The 24,501-nt window shown below is 40.6% G+C and carries 12 protein-coding genes; all 12 read right to left on the reverse strand.

Features of this window, described 5'->3' with window-relative positions:
- Positions 1 to 51: 51 nt before the first annotated feature.
- Entirely contained in the window at positions 52 to 3,219 is a 3,168-nt protein-coding gene (locus tag BM367_RS10165; protein ID WP_092460223.1) for a SusC/RagA family TonB-linked outer membrane protein, read from the reverse strand.
- Between the two features lie 7 nt (positions 3,220 to 3,226).
- The gene (locus tag BM367_RS10170; RefSeq protein ID WP_092460225.1) at positions 3,227 to 4,693 is read right to left on the reverse strand and encodes a fasciclin domain-containing protein; all 1,467 of its coding nucleotides are present in this window, start codon (positions 4,691 to 4,693) and stop codon (positions 3,227 to 3,229) included.
- A gap of 21 nt (positions 4,694 to 4,714) precedes the next feature.
- Positions 4,715 to 6,382, reverse strand: coding sequence for a fasciclin domain-containing protein (locus BM367_RS10175; protein ID WP_092460226.1), 1,668 nt, complete (start codon positions 6,380 to 6,382; stop codon positions 4,715 to 4,717).
- A 12-nt stretch (positions 6,383 to 6,394) separates the two neighbouring features.
- Positions 6,395 to 7,885, reverse strand: a complete 1,491-nt coding sequence (locus BM367_RS10180) for a RagB/SusD family nutrient uptake outer membrane protein (RefSeq protein ID WP_092460227.1) — start codon at positions 7,883 to 7,885, stop codon at positions 6,395 to 6,397.
- Positions 7,886 to 7,905: 20 nt separating this feature from the next.
- Complete coding sequence (locus tag BM367_RS10185; RefSeq protein ID WP_092461018.1) at positions 7,906 to 11,196, reverse strand: SusC/RagA family TonB-linked outer membrane protein; 3,291 nt, start codon at positions 11,194 to 11,196, stop codon at positions 7,906 to 7,908.
- An 18-nt stretch (positions 11,197 to 11,214) separates the two neighbouring features.
- Positions 11,215 to 13,395, reverse strand: a complete 2,181-nt coding sequence (locus tag BM367_RS10190) for a fasciclin domain-containing protein (protein ID WP_092460229.1) — start codon at positions 13,393 to 13,395, stop codon at positions 11,215 to 11,217.
- Between the two features lie 296 nt (positions 13,396 to 13,691).
- Complete coding sequence (locus BM367_RS10195; RefSeq protein ID WP_177224194.1) at positions 13,692 to 16,337, reverse strand: glycosyl hydrolase 115 family protein; 2,646 nt, start codon at positions 16,335 to 16,337, stop codon at positions 13,692 to 13,694.
- 332 nt (positions 16,338 to 16,669) lie between these two features.
- The gene (locus BM367_RS10200; protein WP_092460232.1) at positions 16,670 to 18,241 is read right to left on the reverse strand and encodes a sialate O-acetylesterase; all 1,572 of its coding nucleotides are present in this window, start codon (positions 18,239 to 18,241) and stop codon (positions 16,670 to 16,672) included.
- Complete coding sequence (locus BM367_RS10205) at positions 18,238 to 19,653, reverse strand: glycoside hydrolase family 28 protein (RefSeq protein ID WP_092461019.1); 1,416 nt, start codon at positions 19,651 to 19,653, stop codon at positions 18,238 to 18,240. Before BM367_RS10205 ends, BM367_RS10200 begins: the two co-directional genes overlap by 4 nt.
- A gap of 16 nt (positions 19,654 to 19,669) precedes the next feature.
- Positions 19,670 to 20,998, reverse strand: coding sequence for a rhamnogalacturonan acetylesterase (locus BM367_RS10210; protein WP_092460233.1), 1,329 nt, complete (start codon positions 20,996 to 20,998; stop codon positions 19,670 to 19,672).
- A gap of 5 nt (positions 20,999 to 21,003) precedes the next feature.
- Positions 21,004 to 22,320: a glycoside hydrolase family 88/105 protein gene (locus tag BM367_RS10215; RefSeq protein ID WP_092460235.1), complete on the reverse strand. Its 1,317-nt coding sequence runs from the start codon at positions 22,318 to 22,320 to the stop codon at positions 21,004 to 21,006.
- On the reverse strand, positions 22,307 to 24,499 hold the full coding sequence (locus BM367_RS10220; RefSeq protein WP_143104006.1) for a hypothetical protein: 2,193 nt from the start codon (positions 24,497 to 24,499) through the stop codon (positions 22,307 to 22,309). The genes BM367_RS10215 and BM367_RS10220 overlap by 14 nt, the downstream gene beginning before the upstream one ends.
- Between the last annotated feature and the right edge of the window lie 2 nt (positions 24,500 to 24,501).

The following is a 24,501-nucleotide window of genomic DNA, read 5'->3' on the forward strand; positions in this document are numbered from 1 at the left end:
ATTAGTTTATGCATGATTTGTACACTTCTTGTAATCATTTTCTTAAAATTTTTATAAACCAATTCTTATTCCCAGTTGTGCAGTTTTAAATAAGGGTTCAAGTCCGATGTCCACACCTTGGCCAATAGGACCTGAAGTAGAACTGAATTCAGGATCATATCCCAGATATTTTGTCCATGTCCACAAATTGTTGCCGGTGATATAAATCTTCAAGTATTTAATGGCACTGTTTTGAAAATCGATATTGTAGGAAAGTGAGATGTATCGCAATCTCAGGTAAGAACCATTCTCAATCCATCGATCCGAAAATCTTGCATTTCCTGAAGGATCGCCCCAGGCTACTCTTGGAATAGAAGTAATTTGTCCATCTGCTCTCCATCGGTTCCGAATAGCAAGGGTTTGATTGTTATAGTTATCCATCGACTCCAGCTGCCGACGTTGTGCATTATAAATATCGCTTCCTAAAGAGAAAGTAAAAAGTGCATCGAGTTGCCATCTCTTCCAGGTAAAGGTTTCAGATATGCCCCCAAATAATTTAGGATTGGGATTACCAATAATAGTCCTATCAGAATCATTGATGATATGATCACCATTCAGGTCCACAAAACGCACATCGCCTCCTCTGGGTGTGATAGCATTTCCGTTTGCATCTATATAAGTAAGTCCAGATGCATTAGCTTCCTGGTCGGAGGTAAATACGCCGTTTGTTTTGTATCCGTAAAAAACATTGGCTGCATACCCGGGTTTTGTTAATATGGTTGCTCCAGCATAGTTGGTTGTCATCTGTCCACCCGGAATACTTAATACCCGGTTTTTGTAATGAGACACGTTGATTCCCATATCCCATTTTAGTTGAGGATGGTTGATAATTCGCCCGTTCAGACTCAATTCCCATCCATTATTTTTCATACTTCCACCATTAACCATGACTGAATCAAAACCGGAAGAAGTTGGCAGAGGTTGATAAGTAAGCATATTTTCAGTATGGTCTGTATATACATCGGCTTGTACATTCAGTCGTTCATTCATGAATGAAGCATCTATGCCGATGTCGAATTTGCGTACTGTTTCCCATTGTAAATAAGGGTTTGCTACGTTTCCTCTGTATAAACCTTCTAATCCCAGCAGGTTTTGTGAGATGTATAGTTGCCGGTATGTATAATCTCCGATATCATCATTTCCCAACTGGCTGTAGCTTGCACGAAGCTTTAATAATTCTATAAATGGAAGTCTTGACATGAAATTTTCAGATGAGATAACCCAACCAGCAGAGATAGACGGCATTACAGCAAAAGGTTGTCCGTTAATTTTAATTCCTTCACGAACTTGTTTTCCAAATCTGGATGAAGCATCAAAAGATAGATCACCGTTTATGAAATATTTATCGAGCAGGTTGTATGATGCATTGATATACGTATTCATCCAATTCCATTTTCCCAGTTGACCCCCTGCTGTACGAAGTGCTGGTTGTCCCATTCCTACGCTGACGTACTGATCTGTGGGTGTATTGTAGGAGAGTCCGTAATGAGCTTCTGACTGATTGGCCTGATAGCGTATGCCCAAATGGGCTTGTACGTGATGAATTTGTTCAAATGTATGTTGATAAGAAATTCGGGTATCGTTATAAATGCTATACAATCTTTCCACATTGCTTCCCGTTTGATTGTAAGCCACTCCTTTTACAAGCGTATCGGGTGGTACACCATTGCTGGGCATAAAATAACTTTCTCTTACTTTATCGAATGTAACCCCCAGTAGTGATTGAATATCCCAGCTGTTATTGAGTTGATAGCTAAAACGAACAGAGCCAAAGAAACGGTAACTTTGGTTAATGCCTTGCATGCCATTTAAGATCGCAACCGGATTGGCTACATTAAAAGTATTGGCTGGTGATAGGTTAGGTGAAGCAACACCCTGGTTGTTCAGGACATGAACGGGAATAAATGGGGCCTTGATTAAAGCAATGTTTAACGGGCTATATGCATTCAAGAATCCTTGTTCCTGTAAGTTTCTGGATCCGGATATGAGCGAAAGATTTAAAGCTGCTTTTAGTTTTTGTGAAATATTCAGATCTCCATTAAATCGAGTATAATATTTTGTATCGTTGGTGTTTTTGATGATTCCTTCGTTGTTTCTATATCCAAGGGAGAGTGCGTAGGTGGCCACATTATCACCACCTGTTACCCGGAGGTAATAATTTTGATTATAGCTGTTATGGAGCACTTCTTTTTGCCAATTGGTGTTGCTGTGATAAGCAAAGTATGATGGATTGGATAAATTGTCGTTCATGTAGGGAAGATTGGCGATTTGTTGTTGGGTAAGTCCCTGACTTGTAAGCAAATCAGTGAGATAAATCCGGTAATCATTTGCATTCATGACGGGTATGATCGCAGGAACAAGGTTATATCCGCCAGATACCTCCAGATCAATTCGTGTGGCCAATTCTTTTGCTCTTCCTGTGGTAATCAGGATTACACCGTTTGCTCCTTTTGTTCCAAATGTTGAGGTACCATCTTTTATCACAGTGATTTCTTCAATATCGCGAATATCCACATCGCTAAGCGGATTATGAAAGTAACCACTCATAAAAGAATTCCCGTATTCGTTGTTGTCGTAAATCATTCCATCAATTACGATCAGTGGGGAATTGGTTGCTAACAACGAATTGTATCCTCTGAGAAACAATTCAGCTCCTATTCCCGGTGTGCCCGATCTTCTGATTACATTCAATCCACTGGTTATTCCTTGCATATAGGCTGCCGGGGATTCCAGGGATGTTCTACTCCATTTATCATTTAATTGCAATGCATTCATGCTGTATGTAACATGGCTTAATCTTTCCTGTCTGTATGGTAACCTTGCCATATCGTAGAATGACTGAAACGGTTCCTGATAAATTTTTGCCGTAATTTCATGACGTCCTTTCAGGGCAATCTCTTTATCCTGATATCCGGCTCCGCTGATAAGTATAGATACTTGATATGATGGAACCTTTAATTCGAAATTCCCTCGATCATCTGTAATAGCAGCAGAATAATCTGGTACAGTTACATTGATTCCAGAAACAGGTTTTTTAGTAACTGCATCTATAACTATTCCATGAATAGAAAGTGAATCATGGATAGTTTCCTTTTTTTGTTGACAAATTCCTTGAAAGGAGTTAAATAATATTAACCAGCTGAATATGATGGAACAAGATACTATATAATTTCTTTTCATATTTGCATCAGTTTAATTCAGGTACTAATTTTATGTAATCCAACAAGATTGTGTTATTCCCATTGGTTGTAGTATTGTTTCCTACAAGAAATATATCTATGAGACCATATAGATTTTGATTATATTCTCCCAGATAAACTTCACTATAGTTATTGGGAGTTACAGTCGTATATGGAAATTGGAAGTCGAATGTTACGGATGAAGGAGGTTGTGGAATAGTATCCAAGTGAGCGCGAAAAGCTAATTTCATGGCAAAGTTTCCTGTTTGAACATCATTCATAGATACCCAGTATACCTTGTATTTTATGGAGTTTAGGACTCGAGGATAACGTATCCAATAAGATGCAAGTCCATAATTTGCCATATAGAATTCACGAAATATCGAATCAGTTATCGGATTTCTTCTGCTGATAATAGAATAGGATTTTGTAGGATCCATCCGATCATAAAAATTTTCACCTTGAATAATGATTGGTTTAATTTTGGTGGATAAATCGTAATTTATATTGTTCATGACATATACTACACCGTTGCTTGCCCGATAAGTGCTGATGATGGCTGATTTATCAAGATGATATATGACGCTATCATTTGCTGAGTATAAGATATTAGGCAAATGGTCTGGATCATATATACCTTGTATAGCCAGATCTTTTACGATATTCCATTGAGTTACGCTATCTGTTTGAGATGAAGTAGTATCCTGGAAATAAACCTGTAGTTTATTTTTTTCATTTTGATAGGCCTGATCGGTTAGGATGATATAAGTCAGACTTGAGTCTTCGTTACTGATATTTACCTTTTGAAGATAACGATTTCTTGTAACGATACCCGTTCCAGGCTGGTATATGGGTTGTCCCGTAAGTGGATTCACGCCAATCTGCACAGCACTATCTGGGTCCTGATAACTATACATGAGGGATTGTAAATATTGTTGTTGCAAACTCCCTGCAAAGGCCGTGTTAAGATATTCCCAAATATTCATTCTGGGAATCAGTGGTTGATCTATTATGTGCAGGATCCCATTTTTTGAGTATAGATCTTTTTCGATCAAATTTGCATTTTCCACTTGTTGCTTTTTGAAAATTATATTTTTTCCATCGAGTGTTTTTACTCGAATAGAATCCTGGATTATGTCGGTAGTAAATCTTGTGAGAGCAATATGATTAGCTATCAATTGCCTGAGTTTAGAAGTATCCTGGATCCAGGATGGATCTATGCTTTTTAAGGCTTCATTGGTGGGTGCCCAGACAGTAAATGTTTTAGCAGAAGCAAGGATGGTATCATATCCGGTTTGCTGTAAATATTGGCTAAACAGGCTAAGATCCGGATTTTTCTGAATAGTCTGCCATAAATTTTGCTGTAACTGCGGGTCAGTAATTTTATCATGGCTATCCCATCTTTCTTTTTCACATGCATTCAGTACGATACTGAATGTAAGTAGCACTATTAATAATTTGTTATTTCGATTCATATTGCAATACCGATTTTAGTTTTACTGATAATGTGGATTTCCTTGTTGATCAAATCTGGGATAGATTTGATCCATATCTACAGGGATAAACTCTATCATGTCTAACCAATTTGTGTTTTGTGTTCCTTGCAGAGTTGTAAACCGGATTACATGTACATCTGTTGTTTTAATGTCTATTGTTCCTACTAATTGGCTTGCCCAGTTAGCACTAGGAGGATAGGTATAGTATTTCCATCCTTGAGCTTCCATCTGTGCATCAGTACCAGTTGGCATATAAGTAGTAAAATTCATGGTTCTTTGCAGAGGAACACCATCAATGGAAATTTGATTGACATTGGTACAACTTCCACAACCTTTAGCAGTTCTGTAGCAAATCCAAACCTTGTATTTTCCTTTTACAATCAATGGTGTTTTAAATTCAATCCATGGGCTTCTGCCTGGTCCACCAAGTGGAATTTCGAGATAATCACCATACACAAACGTTGTTCCCACTTTGTAATTCACTCCGGATGGACCGGGATCATTGATGAAGGAAGGCATGTTGTTTAATGTAAACGAATAATTTTGTTTCTGATAGTATTGAGGTAGATTCATAATTTCCGGGAAACGACATACGTCCCAATAAACCGGGAAGGGTGTTCTTACTTTTACTGTAAAATGTCCCATTGCATCCTGCAATACACCATTTGTGGCTGAAATGTCTCCAAACGATCTATCCAATACTACTCCGGGTTCATGTACACCGTTGAAGACATCATCGTTGATCAGTACAGTTTGGCCAACCAGTTTAGAGGTAATAACTTCATCAGGTACAAGGGTATGATGCGATGAACTAGAAACAATATCTGCCAGATATAAGGCTCCATATAAAATATGATAGGCTACGAATACATGAAGGCTATCATTCGGATCCATGGGGTTACCCAAATTGTCATAACGAGCTTTTAGAGCATCAAAACTGGAAAAACCAGCAGCTTGCAAAACTGAATCGGATTCGGCGATTACAGTTAGCCAGGACTCTAATGTATCGGGATTCTGGCTTGGCAAAATGTTTAACGTATCATAATAACCGGTTGCCTTCAATGCCTGCGTAAAAATGCTATATCTGGGATTGTTTTCAATGAGTTGAGCAAGTGTATATTTTGCAGGTTCCAATACATGATCAATGACATGAATAACACCATTGCCCACTCGGATATTGGATTGAATAATGTAAGCCTGGCGGTTAACCTGAATATGGGTAATGCCATTCTCATTCACTGCCAGTGTAGTCAAGTATTGGCCGTACATATTTAATACAGGAAGCTTGCCATCTGTAAATGATGTTGTGTAAAGAGTATCCATTAACAAATGAAACCTTACCAGTGCTTTCAGGGTATCAATGTTAATATCATTAACAGATGATTTCCCTATTTTTTGTAGGTAAGCATTGATGGCATCATTCGTCGGGAGAAACAGTGTGTAGGTCCCATATGCCCCCAGAAAGCCTTCATCACCTGTGATTTTTAAAATCTCTCTAAATTCCGAAAAGGTGTCTGGATGTTCATCCAGGTACCCGGTAATATTTACCACATCGCTGGTGGTATAGACAATTGGCACTTTTTTGCATCCCATCCATATCAGGAATAGGACGATAAAAACCAGGTTAGCCCCGATAAAAATATTTTTTAGAATGACATCTCGTTTCATAGCTCAATTTATTTATTGATAGAAAGGATTTTGTTTCAAGTTCGGATCAACTAGTAATTCATTTTGGTTGATCGGTAAATAATGGCTTCTCACATCTTTGTATTTATTCATCACAGTTTGTTGCAAATAACCAGGAACATTCTTCGTTACTGCATTTAGCAGCAGATTGATAAGTTCATAATTATTTCTTTTGCATATTCTTAAAATATCAAACCATCTTTTCCCTTCGTAGGCAAATTCCCTGGCTCTTTCATCCAGAATATAAGTAGAAATGTCTTCAGGTGAATTGGGATCTGGAGATTCGGCCGTATAGTCTAGTGCGTGTGCTCTTGTTCTGATCATATTAATCAAATCCAGTGCTTCCTGTCCTCTTCCCACCCAGGCCAATGCTTCTGCTTTCATTAAAAGAATATCGGCATAGCGATATACAAACCAATGGGCATACGATTGATCCGAAGTGCGCATAATCATGGTGGATCCACTGGTGGCACCCGCATATTTCCAGATTGTACCGTCAATGGCGTTAACAGATCCACCATCACCTCTGATATCTTTGTTATTAGGATCAGTCATATCAATGCCAAATACTTCATCCATGACTGTGGGTGCTGCTACAAAGTGTCTTGTTCCGGAAATCAATAAGTTATAAAATGGATTTAACTTTTGCTGGTCGAACTGAAATTCAAATATGCTTTCAACAGAATTACCCTGGTAATAAAGTGTATTAAACCATTCTGCCTGATTGGTACCATCTACCAGTCCAAACCTTTGGGAGTTAATGATGGAATCACACATGGCAATACAACTATCATATTGATCCATCCACAGATAGGTATCTGCTTCTATTGCAAATACAGTGTATCGGGTTATTCTTCCCTTGTCTTCATTTCTATCTCCGTATGTATAAGGTGCATAAATTTGAGCTATATGCAGATCGTTCATGACTTGATTATAAACTTCTTGTTGAGTGCTTTTGGGTATACGCTGGATGAGGCTGTCACTCGATGTGGCTTTTAATTGAAGTGGTACCTCTCCAAATGTTCTAAGCAAATAAAAATACATCAATCCTCGTATGGCGTATGCTTCAGCCAGATAGGCATTTAGTTGATCTTCGGTAAGGGTGGGATCATTCTGGAGCACAGATGGACCAAAATCAATGACGGTATTGCAATAATTGATTGTACGATAAATGGGGGACCAATCCGTGTAGCTATTGGAAGGAAGAATATTGTCCTGCATGATATTAATTTCATCATTAGATGTGAATTGCGTCGATACCACCATATCGCCTCTCAATTCCCCCCACACGAACAGGTCCTGAACGAGTGAGTTATCGAGCAACGAGGCATATATACCTATTACCGCAGCCTGAAGTTGTTCTTTTGTTTTCCAATAGTTATTGCGTATAATACCATCCTGTGGTTTTACATCGAGCCACTTTTTGCAGGAAGTAAATCCCGCGATCAATATGAATAAGAGTAAAATGAATAAAATATGTTTCATACAGGATATATTTTTGATAATTAGAAACTAACGTTCAATCCTATCACTACATCAATAGGTATAGGAGTTAACGCATTATCTACCGGATAAGCAAAAGGATTATTATTTCCAATAATGGATTGATCGGGGTTTTGTCCCTTATATTTTGTCCAGGTATATAAGTTTTCTCCAGTAATATAGAACGCAGCAGCTCTTATTTTTAACCTGTTCAACAAATCATTTGAAAAATTATATCGTATCGTAACGGCTTGTAATCTCAGAAAAGAAGCATCTTGTACATACCTGCTTGACCCCAGCCAGTTGTATCCAGATCGGTATAATGCTCTCGGAATATCTGTGATATCACCCGGATTTCTCCAGCGTTTTAGTACTACAGTACTCTGGTTGTCGAACCCGTACATGTTGCTGGTAACCATGTCGGCATAGTTAACCAGCTGATAACCCAACCTGGAAACAAAGAAGGTGATTAATTTTAAATGCTCTTTATATGTGATGTTGATTCCAAATCCTCCGGATATCTTTGGAAGTCCATTTCCTAAATACACAATGTCTTTATCATCAATTACACCATCATGATTTACATCCTCGTACATGGCATCGCCCGGTTGAAAAACATAATTTACATTAGGATATCCGAATCGCATATACACTGGATTACCATCTGGTCCTATGATTTCTTTTCCTGACGCGTCTCGTGCAATGGTTGATTCTTTGTCTTTATATACTCCCAGATATCTGAATCCATAAAAAGAGCCAAAAGGATTATTGATTTGGAGATAAGTTTTGTAAACTCCATTCTGAGTGATAGAAGGGATATTTGTTCTTGGGAAGTAGGGGGAAATACTCCGTATAATATTTGCGTTTTTGGATATATTAAAGTCGAAACCTAATTCCCAATTTTTAGAGCGGTATGGGATGGTATTCAACATGATTTCCCAACCTTGATTATCCATGGTTCCTACATTGCTTGGAATGGTATTATATCCGGTATAAGCAGGTATTTGAATGTTATCATAGAACATATCTTTGATTCGATTTCGGTACAATTCCATGTCAAAACGGATCCGATTATGAAACATCCAGATATTATACCCAAGGTTTGAACCGATTAGTGTTTGCCATCTTAGGTCTGATAATTCCACATTTGATGGATATACACCTGACATGCCCATGTAGCTATAACTGAATGGAGAATAGGTATTGAAATAATTCCAAATAGGTTTATCAGGTGGAGTGGATCCACTATGACCATAGCTTAACCGAAGACTCATGTCGTTGATAAATGCGAATTGCTTCATAAAAGGTTCACCTGATATCCTCCATCTACCCGAGATGGATGGGAAGAAACCGTATCGATGAGCAGGCCCGAATCTGGAGCTGCCATCCATTCGAATTCCTGCATTGATAATGTACCTGTCCATCAGATCGTATTGGCCTTGTAGTACAATGCCAATGCTACGGGTTTCTGCTTTTGTAGAACTTAATGTTTGGGCTGAGGTGGTGATGTTGGAAGGACTAGCAGGATCCTGTAAGGAAGATGATGCCGTGTTGGAAGTAATTTCATTAAATGCAATGGATTTATTATCATCGGTTTGTATGGATAAAAGAGCTTGTAGCTGGTGATTTTCATCTGGTAAGTTATGATTGAAAATAAGGTTGGTTTTGGTATATACGTCAAAAACATCACCATCACTTAATCCAGCCTGATTTACTACTGGTTCTGTAATGGGACGTCCCGTAGCAATTTGCGGTAGGAAAGTGTTTACTTTTGAGTTATTGATGTCGAATTGTACATCGAATGTGCCGATCAGGTAAGATGGGAAAATATCATACTGAATATGAAAGCGAGGAGTTACCCGTTCTCCTACCTGACGGTTAAGGGCTGTTTTGGCAAGCGCCACGGGGTTGTATGTTTGATAATAACTACCTTGAATATTGGAAGCAGGTGAGAAATAATTAGGTGTTTGATTTCCATAAATATCGTACTCATAAATGGACATATTGGGCATTTTCCGATAGGCTACACTTCGAACCTGATAGCTGGAATTGGGAACATAATTGCCATTGGTGATGATATGCGTATAGCTGATATCGGATCGAAAATGAATTCTATCGGAAACGTTGTAATCCAGATTGATGGTGGAAGTAATGCGGTTTAGTCCTGTACCGACTGTAGTGCCGGTTTGGGTAAGATAGCCTACTGAAGCATAGTATCGGGCTTTTTCTCCTCCGCCCATCATAGATATGTCATGCTCTTGTGAATAACCGGTTTGTGTGATAGCTCCGATCCAGTCTGTATTCCGGCTGTAATTGTAGTACCAGTAAGGATCAGTGGGGTCGTAGGCAAATTCTTTGTTATTGCGAATATCCAAAGGTGCACCGCCCGCATTGGCTACTTCTTCCATGATGAGTGTGGTATATTGATATCCGTTAAGCAAAGGAATACCTCGTGGTTGCCATGATATAGAACCTTTAAATGAATATCCCACAGAAGGCCTTCCGATGGTACCCCGCTTAGTGTTAATCACAATTACGCCATTAGCAGCTCTTGAACCCCACAAAGCAGTAGAGGCTGCATCTTTCAAGATGGTGATGTCTTTGATGTCTGAGGGTGCAATGTTTAACAATTGTGCATATCCCTGTTCATCGGCTGTTCCAAAATTGAAATCGGAAGGAATATCAATATTATAAGGCATTCCATCGAGAATAATGAGAGGATTATCCGAACCATTTATGGTAGTAGTTCCCCTGATGCGGATGGACATCCCGGCGCCCGGATCGCCGGTAGTAGCTCCAATATCTACACCAGCTACTTTCCCTTCAAGTGCCATATCAATGGAAGGGAAAGAAAGGTTTTCGAGCTGTTGTGCATCAATAGTTGTGGTAGCAAAAGTGGAATTGCGTTCGGGAATCATCAATCCTGTTCCATTGTCTACGGTCCGTCCTGCAGTGATTTGTACTTCTGAAAGTGTTCGGGATGAACTTTCCAGGTGAATATTCATCTCACGCTGATTCCGGATAGGTTGAACAAGGGTTTTGTATCCGATGTAAGAGATGGATATCCGATTATTTACCGGATCATTTACTTTCAGAGCAAAATTACCATCAATATCTGTAGTTGTTCCATTGATGATGCGATTATCTTTATCCAGCTCAGCCACTGAAGCACCTATAACAGGCATGTGTGAAGATGCATCAGTTACCTTGCCTCTGATAATGATTCTTTCTTGTATATTTTGCGCTTTGGCTTCTTGGGTAAAGATTAGCCATCCGGAAGTCAATGCCAGAAGGGTAGTGAGTAATTTTTTCATAGCATCAGCCATTAAATTTTATTGATATTGAAGAACTCTATCGATAGCATGAATCACTGTTCTGTCAGATAAATTGTTGCTAATCGAAATAATTACATTAGCTGTATTTCCCACCTGATCTGTCAATTGCATGTTATTGAGCTGATTGTTGATCGTAATAAATGTGGGGTTCCCGTCAATTGTTTGATATAGTGTTTGGAAGCTTCCAGATTTTTTACCATCCGGGACTACCGTATTTTTATTTAAAATGTGGTAGTAAATAAAGTTGATCACTTTTTGTTGGTCATCGGGACTGGATGGTTTAAAATTAGGTGTACCTGTAGTCGGATTTCCAGGTAAGATACCTTTCCTGACAGCATTGGATATAGCCTGGTTGGTAGGAATGAATACAGTATAAAAAGTACCAGGAGTCATTCCTAGGATTGTTTGCGTGGAAGCTTGCCAGATCACAGAGTTAGAAAGGTATTGATAAAAATATCCAAAATCATTGGGGTCTTTATTGGCTAATTGTTGAATATGATAGCCAACAGTATGTTCTGTGAACTTAAGTAATCCATCTGTATAATACACTTTTCCGTTATAGAATGTTTCTGCACTGTCAATGTGCACCACTGTGCCATCATCAGCATTTCCGCTTGCCCAAACGGTATTGTTCTTATATCGGATATATTCACCATTCCACGCTTCTACAATACCATCACCCGAAAGATCATTTAATTCATTGTTATTGGTAATGAACACAGAGGTTTCAAGTATCCGAAAAACCCTGCTTTGCGGTCCTGATCCATATTGGACCGAAGCTCCCGGTGCTTGATATGCCCACGAGCTCCTGTTTGCATTATAGTCATATCCTGCATTTCTGAATGCCTGATCAGAAATCATAAACATGGTATAATGTACGCTTGGGTTGATAACGGAATATTTGATCCCATCCTGATCCAAAGCCAATGTCATAAGTGAATAGGCGGGATTTAGAAAAGCTGCAGCATATACTGATCTGAATTCGTTGGCATCCTGTACAGTATTGATACCATAGAAGAATCCATTGCTGCATACTTTTTTGTCGATGACATTGGAAAGATCAAATGTGGGTGGTTCACTTTCACTATTGACTGTGTTTTTCAATTTGCTGGGCCAGAGGCATTGCTGCCACATGTGTGCATTTAATAAGGTAAGCAATACCGAGGGAGGTGCTGCATCAAAAGTTTTGTAATATCTCAGAATTTTTTGTTCATAGGCTTTTAATACATCATTGGTAGGTACTACCAGTGTCCATCCATTGGTTTGTGCATCAGTCCCGGAAAGCATATAGTTTTCATTGTTTGGCGAAAAAGCCAAACTTGCATCGTAGAGTTTCACATACACAGAATCGGTAGATCGGGTAAGAGCTTGATATCTTTGGGTTATTGAAGCATCAGACTGATACCGTACCAAGCGATCCAGCAAACTTTTGAATTCGCTGTATTGTGGATTGGCAGCGAGATATTGCTCTAAATTGGGAAGTGGCAGTATGACCTTGTTGATGACATGAATCATCCCATTTTCGGCGGGGATATCCTTTTGAATAACGGCTGCATCGGCTACATTAAATCCCGTAAATGGAGTGTTGGGAAAAAAGAAATTGTAATCAGATACACTTAATCCGTTTGCAGCTAAGAATCCGGTGATGAAATAAGGGATATATTTATAATTGTTGTCATTTTCAGCAAAACTTCCATTTCGGTTGGCTGCTATTACTTTTTTTCCATTTTCAGTATATACCCAGTCGTAATAAGCCGTCTGGCGTTTGAAAGCCATGCTGGTATCGGCTCCTCCTGCTTTCTGATAATCAATCAGCTGATCTTCCCGGTACGCGTTATATACCAATGCATAACGAACAATTTTGCTGGCGGTAACAGAGTCGAGTTGATCATCGCCTTTAATACCCATTTGTTGATAAAAGGCTTCAAAAGCAGAATCATCGGGAGCAAACATGGTCCAATATCCACCACTACTCAGGGTGGCTTTGTAGCCTGCTTTGTCAATAGCTGCCAGCAGGTGCTTGAAATGACCCATAGCCTGCAACTGCTGGTATATAGGTGGAGCTAACCAGGAGGGACGTCCGTAGTACTGATCCCATTCTTTTTTTCTGCAAGCAGCAAATAAACACAATATCAATAATGCACTCCAACCAAGGTGTAGTGGGTATTTTTTTATCATGCGTTAGGAGTTTATTTTCACAGATAAATGCTAAATTTTGGTTATGTGCCTTTCAATGGATATGGGTATTCAAAGGGTTTTTCCAAATTCGCAAGATTAGTTTCTGTTTGCCAAATTATACATTTCGACTCGCATAACTATCCTGTAGTGTCCTGCTCTATCCTGTGGTGTCCTGTTCTGTCAATCTGACAATTGCAATGTAGATGACTTTTTTCTGAAAACTATCCTGTGGTATCCTGCCCGGCAGGATAGTTACAAAAATCTGATTCTTAAAGCAAAATGTATTTGTTACTACCTCATTTGTCCTGAATGGCATAAACAGGTATATCAGGCCGGAAGTTGATCAGGATTTGATCCAGAACTACTCCGGGATCAAGAGGGGCTATTTTTAATTCATGCCATCCGGGTTGGGTAAAATCAGCGGAAAAAATACAGCGGGCATGGTTGCTGAGTACATTTTCTTTCCATGCGGAAGTCTCTGCTTCGGCATCATAAGAAAGGATGTGATTGGGTTTTTGATCAACTGAAACGGCTATCCGCAATTGTCCGTGAGGCTGTACCGCGTGTGTAGGCAAAGTGAAGATGGTGATTTCGGCAGGTCCAGTGCTCCAGGTGTAGAACCGGTAACTCAGATATGCAGTGTCGTTTTGGTTGATCGGACTTGAAGAGGATGGTAAGAGTGTGAAAGCGCTATCGCTATATCCTAACAAAGGAATACCCGTCCATTTTCCTACATTCACTGCTTCATGCTTGTGGGTAAACTGATAGGCTTGCAGGCTGATCAGTTGATTTTTTTCAACGAGAAGCGGGGAAGACAATGCAGCAGTGGGGACAGGCACAAGTTGTACGTGAATGACATAAGTGCTGTCTCCCGAACGGATGCGAATCATCCCGGATGCAGGAGAAGATGGACGAAGTTTGGGATTTACACTCACTTGTAACCGTATTTCTTCTTTCAATATGCCTGATGAAGCGGGTTGAATGCTTATCCAATCAGTGCTTGCAGAAGCCTCCCAACGAACAGGAACCGTATCCCGGTTAAACAAATCAATGAAATGGGATTCATGAGGCAGGCCTGCAAAAACCGGCAGTGTATCGTAAAAATGATTTTCAATCGGCTTGCTTTGCCCTTCCAGCCAGATCAGTGTACCCTTTTGTGTGGGGTTAATTATTTTAGGCAGGACAGGTTTCTGAAATACAGGCAAATTGCGGGGCTGCATATCCATCATATATCTCCATTTCCCATGTGCAACTTGGTTGTATTGCTGGGTTATGCTTACAATACGATCATAAGCTTGTTGAGATAATGATGCATACTTCCATGCAACAGGAAGATGATAATGTGCAAACAATCTGCTTTTCTGCGCATATAAGATCTTCTCATTCATATATGCAGAGGCTTTTACCGGATACAGCACAAGCTCCATGTAAGCATCCTGTAAGTTATTTGGAATATGTTTCTGAATTCGTTCTGCCTGTTCTGCTAATTTCTGATATGCTCTGATACGTTGATCAATCTCATCTCCGTGTTGAAATGGATGGAAAGCTGCGTTTTGAACGGGTGTATTGGGTTCCACTTGATTCCATCCCATGAATTCGGGTTTGCGAATGCTGGCCAACCGATCATACTCATCCATGATAGTGCAGATGGAATCAGCAAATTGATTTCCAAATAGGTGGGCATACCAGTTTCGCATGTAGGATCTGATTTCACTGGCTTTGATGGCATGAATATTCCAGGCCATATCCAGAAAGAATTGCATATCAAATTCTCCGGGTTTAATATCACCCACATTGAGTATCCAAATGCGATGGGCTCCATATGCCCAGGCCTTTTGCATTTCTTCCCAAATCAGGCCAGGTTGGGTAGTGCATAACCACAAATAATCGTGCGGCTTTCCCCAATACGAAATGTGATAATATACTCCTGATGATCCCGATCTTTTTTGCTCATTCAGATTACTCAGCCTGCGGATATAACCATAATTATCATCCGGCCATACAAGTGTAACATCGTCAGGCACTTTCAATCCATGATCATATACAGGTAACACTTCTTTGTAAGGGATAAAAATTTGCGGGATATTCGATAGATTGGTGTCCATGTATTTACGTAAAAGTGCTCGTTGATCTTCAAACACATGGGTAAGCACTTGTTTTTGTTCTTCAATTGTTTTTGCACCTTCCATCTTGCTATCGTGAATACCTCGCATACCCAGTGTAAAGATTACATTGTGGGTTCCGGAAACTTGCTTTACGCGTTCTTCCCAATAATGATACACGGCATTCCTGTTCGTTACATAATTATAATCGCCGATTTGTTTGGAATCCCATTCTCCCACATTATTCCGCAACATAGGTTCGGCATGCGAGGTGCCAATCAGGATATCATATCTTTGAGCCATCTCATAATTACCCGGTACGGAGAAAAAAGCTTGGGTTCCAGGATGCATAGCTGGCCAAATTGTATTGGCTCTTAATCGAAGCAAAAGTTCAAACACTTTGGCATAAGTTGCAGGACCAATGTTATTCAATTCGGTATCGATGTTTTTTGCTGCCCATGGCCTGAAGCCCCAGTCTTCATCATTGATGAAAATGCCTCTATATTTTACGGAGGGTTCTTCATTCAGATAAATATCTTTATCTAACTCAATCTGGTCTTTGTGCATAGGTATTGCATCAGCCCACCATTTCCAGGGCGATACGCCAATCAGGCGGCTCACGGTGAATACACCATAGGCAGTACCTCGGGGGTCGCTGCCCATGATTAGCAGTACATCTTTGTTATTGCCAAATGGATGGTGAAGAATCTTAACCACAAAATGTTCCCAATGATTGCGTATGTCGGGCAGATGGTACTGTGTGCTCAGATATTTAATCAGCGAATCGTTTGCAGTGCCAATGATTACATTGGCTTGTTCCCATGTATATTTTTCTTTCACGATGCTGGGCTTTATGCCGGTAATGTCCTGAATATCTTCTGAAAGCCCATTGGCTGCTATTTTAACAACATCTGGTTCAGATGCGCCAACAAAAATGATAGCTGGTTGATCCGGGGCAGATAAAATAAATGGCTCCCTTTTGTGGAAATGAAAATGAGAAAAAGCCAACATACAAGGTAGCAAAAACATAAGCCATCGTTGCCTGAAAGAAATCTTGCTTTTTCTTTTCAGGGAATGTCGGATAAAGCTCTTGAATTTTATCTTCATGCTCATATTAAGCAGGAATATGTATTTCAGGTTATCATCAATATCGAGTATGTGAAATCCTTCATTCATCTTTTCCCATGCGTAGGCCCCGGCCAATCGTCGGATCGGAATGGTGAAGCCGGGATGCCGGAATCATTGGTTAGATTGGGACGCAGGGGGTTGTTGTTAAAGGCATACCGCACGGCTATGGGATGCTTTACTTCGGGGCTCCACACGATGATTTGATTGGGAGATAGAATCTTAGCTTTGGCCCAATGCCATTGATGATCTTCACCGGCAAGGGCAAACTCATTTGGAGGCATACCATCGGTAGTTTTTAATCCTTTTCCCGTGCAGGTAAATGTGAGTATCATTTTATTTCCATTCGGATGTGCTTGCTGAAAGATAGGTCCACCTGGCAATACAGGCCAATCATAAACTTTGGCCAGCGCCCATTGAAGCACTCTTTTGCTGACATCCCATTTATCTTTGGGGTGAATATTATGAGCTTCTCCCAGGTCAATGGTTACGATTAGGCCGCAATGAGGCACGGTATCGGCTGTCCATCTTTGTGCATCGCGAAGGTGGCTCCATGCTTCATCGGCAGGGTAGGGATGGGGATCACGAAAGTTGGGCAGTTGAATGATGCCGAACGGCAGTGTATCATTGTGCCATTCATTGCGCCAGGAGCGGATCAGGGTGGGTAGCAAAATGCCATATTGTTCTGCCCGATCTTCATTGGATTCACCTTGATACCAGATGACGCCTCTGATTGCAAAAGGAATCAGAGGCTTTACCATGTGTTCATAAATAGATCCTGCCGGGCGATATTCACGAAGTGCATCAGGCTGATGTGGAGCTTCTCGGGGAACACGTCCAGCGGCACGCTCTTGTTCTGCATATAATTTCCACTGTGTAATTGCTTGCTGATATTGGTGTTGAACAATAGCGCGTTCGGCAGCCCAGGTTTTTTCGCGGTCTATGCAAGGTTGTAAATCAGGTGTATGCAGATAGGCCACGGGAGTCCAGGCTTCTGCCTGCGATCCACCATACGAATCGTTGATGATGCCTACTGGCACATGCAGTTTTTGCCTTAATAGTTGTCCATAATAATAAGCTACGGCAGAAAAAACACGTACCGAAGCAGGATAACTGGCTTGCCATTGGCCGATAGGGCCATACTGATGTCCAAAGGAAGTGATGCGATTTACATTAAACAGACGCAATTGAGGATCATGGGCGGATGTTACTGCTGAATCGCCATGCAGGCTTTCACTCAAAGTAAGCTGCATATTCGATTGCCCGGCACACAACCACACCTCTCCTACCAATATGCCTTTTAGATGAATGGTATTAATACCTTCGATCCACATATCAGCAGCTACACTATCAGCTTGCATAGGATTGAGTACAATGTACCAATGCCCCTGATCGTCGGCTATGGTGGTTTTGACCTGGTTTTTGAATCGCACAATCACTTCTTCGCCTGGGAGTGCCCTCCCCCAGATAGGGATAGGTTGATTTTGTTGCAATACCATGCTATCGGAAATGATGTCCGGAAGATCTACATATCCCCATGCATGCCAGGAAAACGACAATATCATCACATGTATGGTCAGCAGATTGCGTAGCAGGTGATGACAACATGAACGCTTCATAGATTGACGTTTTCCGTGTGTTCTAATTGAACGGGTTTATGATTGGCAGATGTAATTTGCAGCTCAATAGCTTTCCAGTTCCTGGCATATTGAACAGTTCCTGCATTTTGAGCCTCAATCTGAATATTTTTCAATGTGATGCTTTGAATAGGGGAGGTTTGCATGCCTGCGGCATAAATGCCTTGTGTGCAATTTGTTGCACGTACGTCGGCGATGTACACGTCTCGGATAGTAGGCGTACCTTTTGATGGAGGTACTTTTTGTAACATCACTTTCCAGTAATCGGGGATGGAGTCCGGGTTTATGCCAGCAGGAAGAGAAGTATAACTGTAATTGGGATTCCAGTTGAGGTTAAAACGAATAGCTGTGTTTACATCTTCCATCTGGATATGATGGATATACACGTCTTCTACGGTTCCTCCTCTTGTAAAAGCAGATTTGAAATTAACGCCATTGGATGTACCTATGGCTTTAGAATGTTCTACCAAAACATGCCTGATACTTCCTGATGTTTCACTACCGAAAGTAATCAATCCGCCTCCATGCCGGGCTATGCAATTGCGGATCACCACATATTCCGTGGGCTTATTTACCCGCAATCCATCCGCATCCCGGCCTGCTTTCAAACAATAATCATCGTCATTACAGTCCACATCGCAATTTTCTACCAATATGCGGGTGGAAGAATCAATATCCACTCCATCGGTGCTGGGGCCATGTCCGCCTATGTTGTTTTGAATGGTAATACCATTTACGGTTACATGATCGGAGTACAGGATGTGCACCGTCCAGAAACCTGATCGTTGCAAATGAAGCTGGCTTAGCTCTACATGATTTGATCGGGAAATGAGGATTAATCGTGGACGTTTGCAATCGTAATCGGCTGCCCAGCGGAGGCCTTTGGGATCATACACCTTGCGCAGATTCCAGTAACTGTCCCAGAAAGGTTTTCCCCTTCCGTCTATGATGCCATGACCCGTGATCCTAACATTATGCTGTTGAATGACATTAATCAGTGCAGCCGGCCATTGCATTTCAATACCTGCAACTCTTGTGGGAATCATGGGATAGTCTTCGATGTGTTGGCTGCCAATGATCGTAACACCGGAATCGATACGCAGTTCTACATTAGATTTTACAAAAATGGATCCGGTGAGATAGGTGCCTGGTTTAAATGCTACAATGCCCCCACCTTTTGCTGCACATGCATCAATGGCTTTTTGAATAAACGATGTGCTCATGGTTTTGCCGTCGTTTACAGCACCGAAATCATTCACATAAAAAACCTGATTTCGAATGTAGATGTTTCCTGCTCCTACATCTTTTATCCAATTGGTGTCGGGCAATGGGTTGGCCATCAGCATGGCTGATGAAAGAAATAAAAAGCCAAAAATGATCATGATTTTTTTCATAACACTGTGTTTTATATTAACTACCAGCTGGTTTTGCGGTGGTGAATAAGGGTGTAAGCGGTAAATCCCATTTTTTGAAATCATCCGGATGGGTGGGACTGAAATTTCCGATTTTTTCCTCATCGATATATTTTTTTAATGGCAATTGATGTTGAATAATATACCATGCCACACATTTGGCTAATTCAAAAGCGCCAAAATCATTGAAATGCGTATTATCGGTTAATGCTTTTTCCTGATCTGGAAAAGTCCCAGCAGGATATTGAACAAACAGTTGTTTGGAATTTTCTTGTCCTAAGGTTTCGTATAATGTTCTGGTCATGTCATTTAAATCAATCAATAACACATGGTCTTTCCGGGCTTCGTATTGCATGGCATCAGGGTAGTCGCCAAGCGTGGGCATAATATGCCCTGTAGAGTCAAAAAATCTTCTGCATGTTGAGGTTACCAGTACCGGAATAGCTCCATGTGCACGAGCAGAGTCAATGAATATGCGCAGATATTCGTTGTATGAAGTATATGGATCTACATGATTAGGCCCGGGCTTTTGATCATTATGAGCAAATTCCACAAACAAATAATCGCCTGGTTTCATCAATCTGGAAATCTTTTCCAGTCTTCTTTCTGCGATGAATGCTTTCAGTGTGCTTCCGGATACAGCATAGTTCGCTATAGCAGCCGCACCGGGTTTTATAAAATAAGGGAACATTTGTCCCCAGCTGGCCCAGGGTTCTACTCCCTGATCAGTGACTGTAGAATTGCCGGCCAGGAAAATAGTGGGTATGTTTTCATCTCGTTCAATGGTGATGGCATCCACGCAGGGCCGTGCACCCGAGAATTCAAGCGTAAGCTTGTTATCCCAATCAAGCTTGTCATGTTCGTCATGTTTAAGTTTGATCGGCCTTCCTGATTCAATCATGCTATCTCTCACATTCACGGCAAAATGAATTGTTATATGTTCCCCTGCTTTGGTGATGATATTTTTCGATATAAGCTGGCGAGATTCAGCCTTGATTGTGGTTTCGGCAGGCTGCCAATCATCGCCCAGTGTAATTGAAACCCGATAATTGCCTTCTGGAAGGGCAATTGAAAAGAAAAAAGGAGCATTGCTGGTACAGAAATCGCTTGTTAGTGGATTTGTTCCCTTTCTATCTATAGCTACAGGTTGGCTATTTAAATCAAACCCATATCCTTTTTCATTTGTATATTTTGTTAGTGCATTCACCTGCTGATATCCACTTGCAGTTTTTCCGTTTCCAAAGTCAAGAGCATATAATTGTTGCGCATGCACATCGGTAAACAACAACAGGCATAATGCCAGATAATAAGCAATGATTTTTCCCATGATGATTATTTTTTATTTCTATCCTGTATCAGGTGGTAGGTTGCAGAAGCTGGTATTTCCCTGTAGGGTTGCATATGCAGGATTTCTGTTCCGGCACGCAATACAGGTCCTTCTCCCATTGGCGTATTTTTTTCCAGTGGCCGGTTGTAATACACAACCGTAGAAGGTGCAATGCCTGTTCCCGGGCAAATATCGGTGACGTCACCATCAGCGGTGATTTTACTCAAAATCCCTTTCCATCCGAAGGCAGCCACCTGTGCATAATCGGGTTCGAGCCATCCTCTGTTCACGCCTCGTGCAATGCTGAATGTGAACATAGCCGAGCAGCTCGTTTCGAAATAAGAATCCGTTTTATCCAGTAACTGATGCCAGAGCCCATTTGGTCCCTGATAGCGGGCAATGCCTTCTACTTGTTGTCTGAATAAGTCGAGTAAAATTTTTCTGTTGGGATCATCTTTAGGTAAATAGGTTAACAGGTCGGCCTGAGCCATCATCATCCATCCGTTTGCTCTGCCCCAATAAGCCACACCGGGGTGGTGGCTATCCATGTAATAACAATGATAGTACAAATGTTTAACGGAATCCCATAAGTAATGATGAAACATCATTACTTGATGAACGGCCATGTTGAAATATTTTTTATCACCTGTTAAATATCCCAATCTGGCCAGCAAAGCGACGCTCATATACAAATCATCTCCCCAGATCGTCATTTGATGCGGAAAATATCGGGCAATGGTTCCATCTTTCAGTTGAGGTTCTCTGTTTAAAAGGGTATAAGCTGCCTTATCGATATATGCTTTATATGCGGGATCTGGGTGAAATTGATATTCCTGAATCAGACTTCCTGCCATGGTGCCATAATCGTCCAGCCGAATCATCCGGAAAAACATGTACCAGGGCACACGCGCAACTTTTTCCAGCCCATTAGGGGTATGCAATACAGAATCATATTCTCTCCTGAAATAATTCAGATTATCCGGATTAAATACAAATGAAAAATAATGATCCACAAATTCGCGGTATTTCGAATCATGTAATGTATCTGATAGATCCAGCATAGCTATATTTAATACTCCATTGGTGTAATGCCAGTCAGCATATTGGCTTGCCAGTTGTATATCAGGCAATACAGGCAGGTTTTTCAGATTTGAATAAGTTTCATGGGTGCGGGTATTGATAAATGAGAAATCTGCTTGTGAAATAATTCGGTCAGCAATTTTTCTCAGCACCTCTTCGGTCGATGCGCTTGATTGAGCATAAACAGTTGTTTTGATGCTTGCAAATAGCAGCAGAAAAATGAGCAATTTACTTTGTTTCATATGCTTCGTTTTTAGATATGGGTCCTGTAAATTCTTCCACATATTTTTGGGATTCGGTATAAATATCTCGCATGAGTGGTAAGGGACTTCCCAGGCTGATGTGCCTCATACGGTTGATTTCGCCTAAGGTATGATGATATGGACTAAATATCAGATCTGGATTAAATTGAAATAAACTATCTTTCAGCTGTGCAACACGCTTATATGAATCTACGATGCATTGGAATTGTGTGGTGTCGGTAGTGCGAAGTGAAAATAAATATCTTAGGTAGCGGTATCTCCAATAGCTCACTTCGAGTTCTTTGTTCACCAAAGCCACATATTTCAGCCAGTTAAATCGGGTATCAAGTTCTTCATATTGTTGATTCGTTAAAAATGTTTTAGCCTGATTGAGATAGATGAACATGCTGTCTATTCGTTTCAATGCCAGATCCTTTTGATGAATCACCTTTTCAATATTTTCCTTATTAGGGATTAGAAAGCGCTGATATTCCGGCAGGTAATATCTATTGGTGTACATAAGCAATACTTCTCGTCGGTCAATCGTTCCAGGGAATCCTGAATTGGTATCCCAACCAAAACCCAGTGTAGAAAATATGTCATTGATTACAGGTTCTGAAAGCTGAAGGGCTTTTACAATATAGGGCACAGCTTCCGGTGCATAAAATTGCAATGCCCATGTGTTCCATATTTTTTGTATAGATGCATGAATATTCCAAGATAATTCTTTCCATGCAAATAAATTTATGCTATTTATGATATCTGAAAAGGGGTGATAATCTACCTGATGAGTAGCTCCGTAAAACAAACTGGTCCCACCTTCAGAACCGATTTTAGCATAAGCCCGTTTTAGGGTAGAATCGGTGTAGGACACGTTTATGGCCGGCAAGTAATACAAACCAGTTGTTTGTCCTGTCATTTGATACTCAATAATCTGCGGATGAGGGGCTACTTTTCCAATCAATGTATTATCTCTTGCAGCAGGGAAACAATCCGACATATAGGCCTTGGTTTGCAAAACAATATCTGCAGGTAATGAATCAATTACATATTTCCATAAAGACAAACGATCGCCACTAAATCCGCCATATCCAGGAGCATGTACAAACTGGCGTTCCAGCGTTCCTTCATTATTTCGTAATGATACCCAATGAGCTGTTCCGGATGACCAGGTTCTAACAATCAGGGGAAGATGATAGATTTTAAGCACCCGTTCATATTCTCCAATGTTTTTATAAAGTTCTTTGTTAAACTGATTCAATCCGTTGCCGACAGACAGGCTATCCTGGCTATATATTCCATATTCATCCCAGAAGGTAGTGATTAAACCATCTCCTTTCAATGTTTGCACATATTCTGAAAGGATTGAGTCCATGATTTCCCAGGCAAGGGGAAGAGAAGGATTGATAGAGGCTTTTTCCCATGAATGGGGTGCGCGAACGCCTTTGATGAAAGGATATACATCATATATGGCTTTGGCCAAAACTGGCGACCATCTTACAATGTCATTTCCATACAAGAAAGGATAAAAATCTACATCAGCATCATGGCATGCCTGCAGAATGCGCGTTACATTTTGGATAGCTGCGTTTTTCTTTTCGAGTAACTTTTGCTGGTCTTCTGGAGGAATTCGGTTCCATATTTGCGGAAAACTTTTCTGCAACGTTACAAAGTCGGGATGTATATTTTCAAATATAATATTTGCACCCGTTTGCGCAATCAATAATGGTATATTGCGTTCGTTACCCAAATTAATATCCCGAATTTTGAAAGCTGGTTGTCGAACATATACACCTTCTTTGATATTTTTCCACCAACACACATCTCCTGCTGCATAAAGCAATGATCGGGGTCTTTTACCAAAAATCAGTGCACCTTTATTATGAAATCGAATAATATATCCATCATACTGCACAGTTTGAGGGTCTTTTTGTAAAAAAATCTTTTCCGTCGATGAGGGAATACCTTCATCCAGCACAATCTGATGAGGCGATGGAATACTGATTTCACTCTCTTCCACAATATTGTTTGTGTCAATATGCAATGCCTTTGCCAGTAGATAAGCAGCTGATTTTACTGCCGGATGTGCATGCTTTTTCAAAACGATATATGTATACTGCTGGGTATAACCCATTATGCCTGCAAGAAGAAAGCTGTATGTAAGTATCCATTTCTTCATAG

It is taken from the genome of Thermoflavifilum thermophilum (assembly GCF_900116565.1).
Lineage (GTDB): Bacteria > Bacteroidota > Bacteroidia > Chitinophagales > Chitinophagaceae > Thermoflavifilum > Thermoflavifilum thermophilum.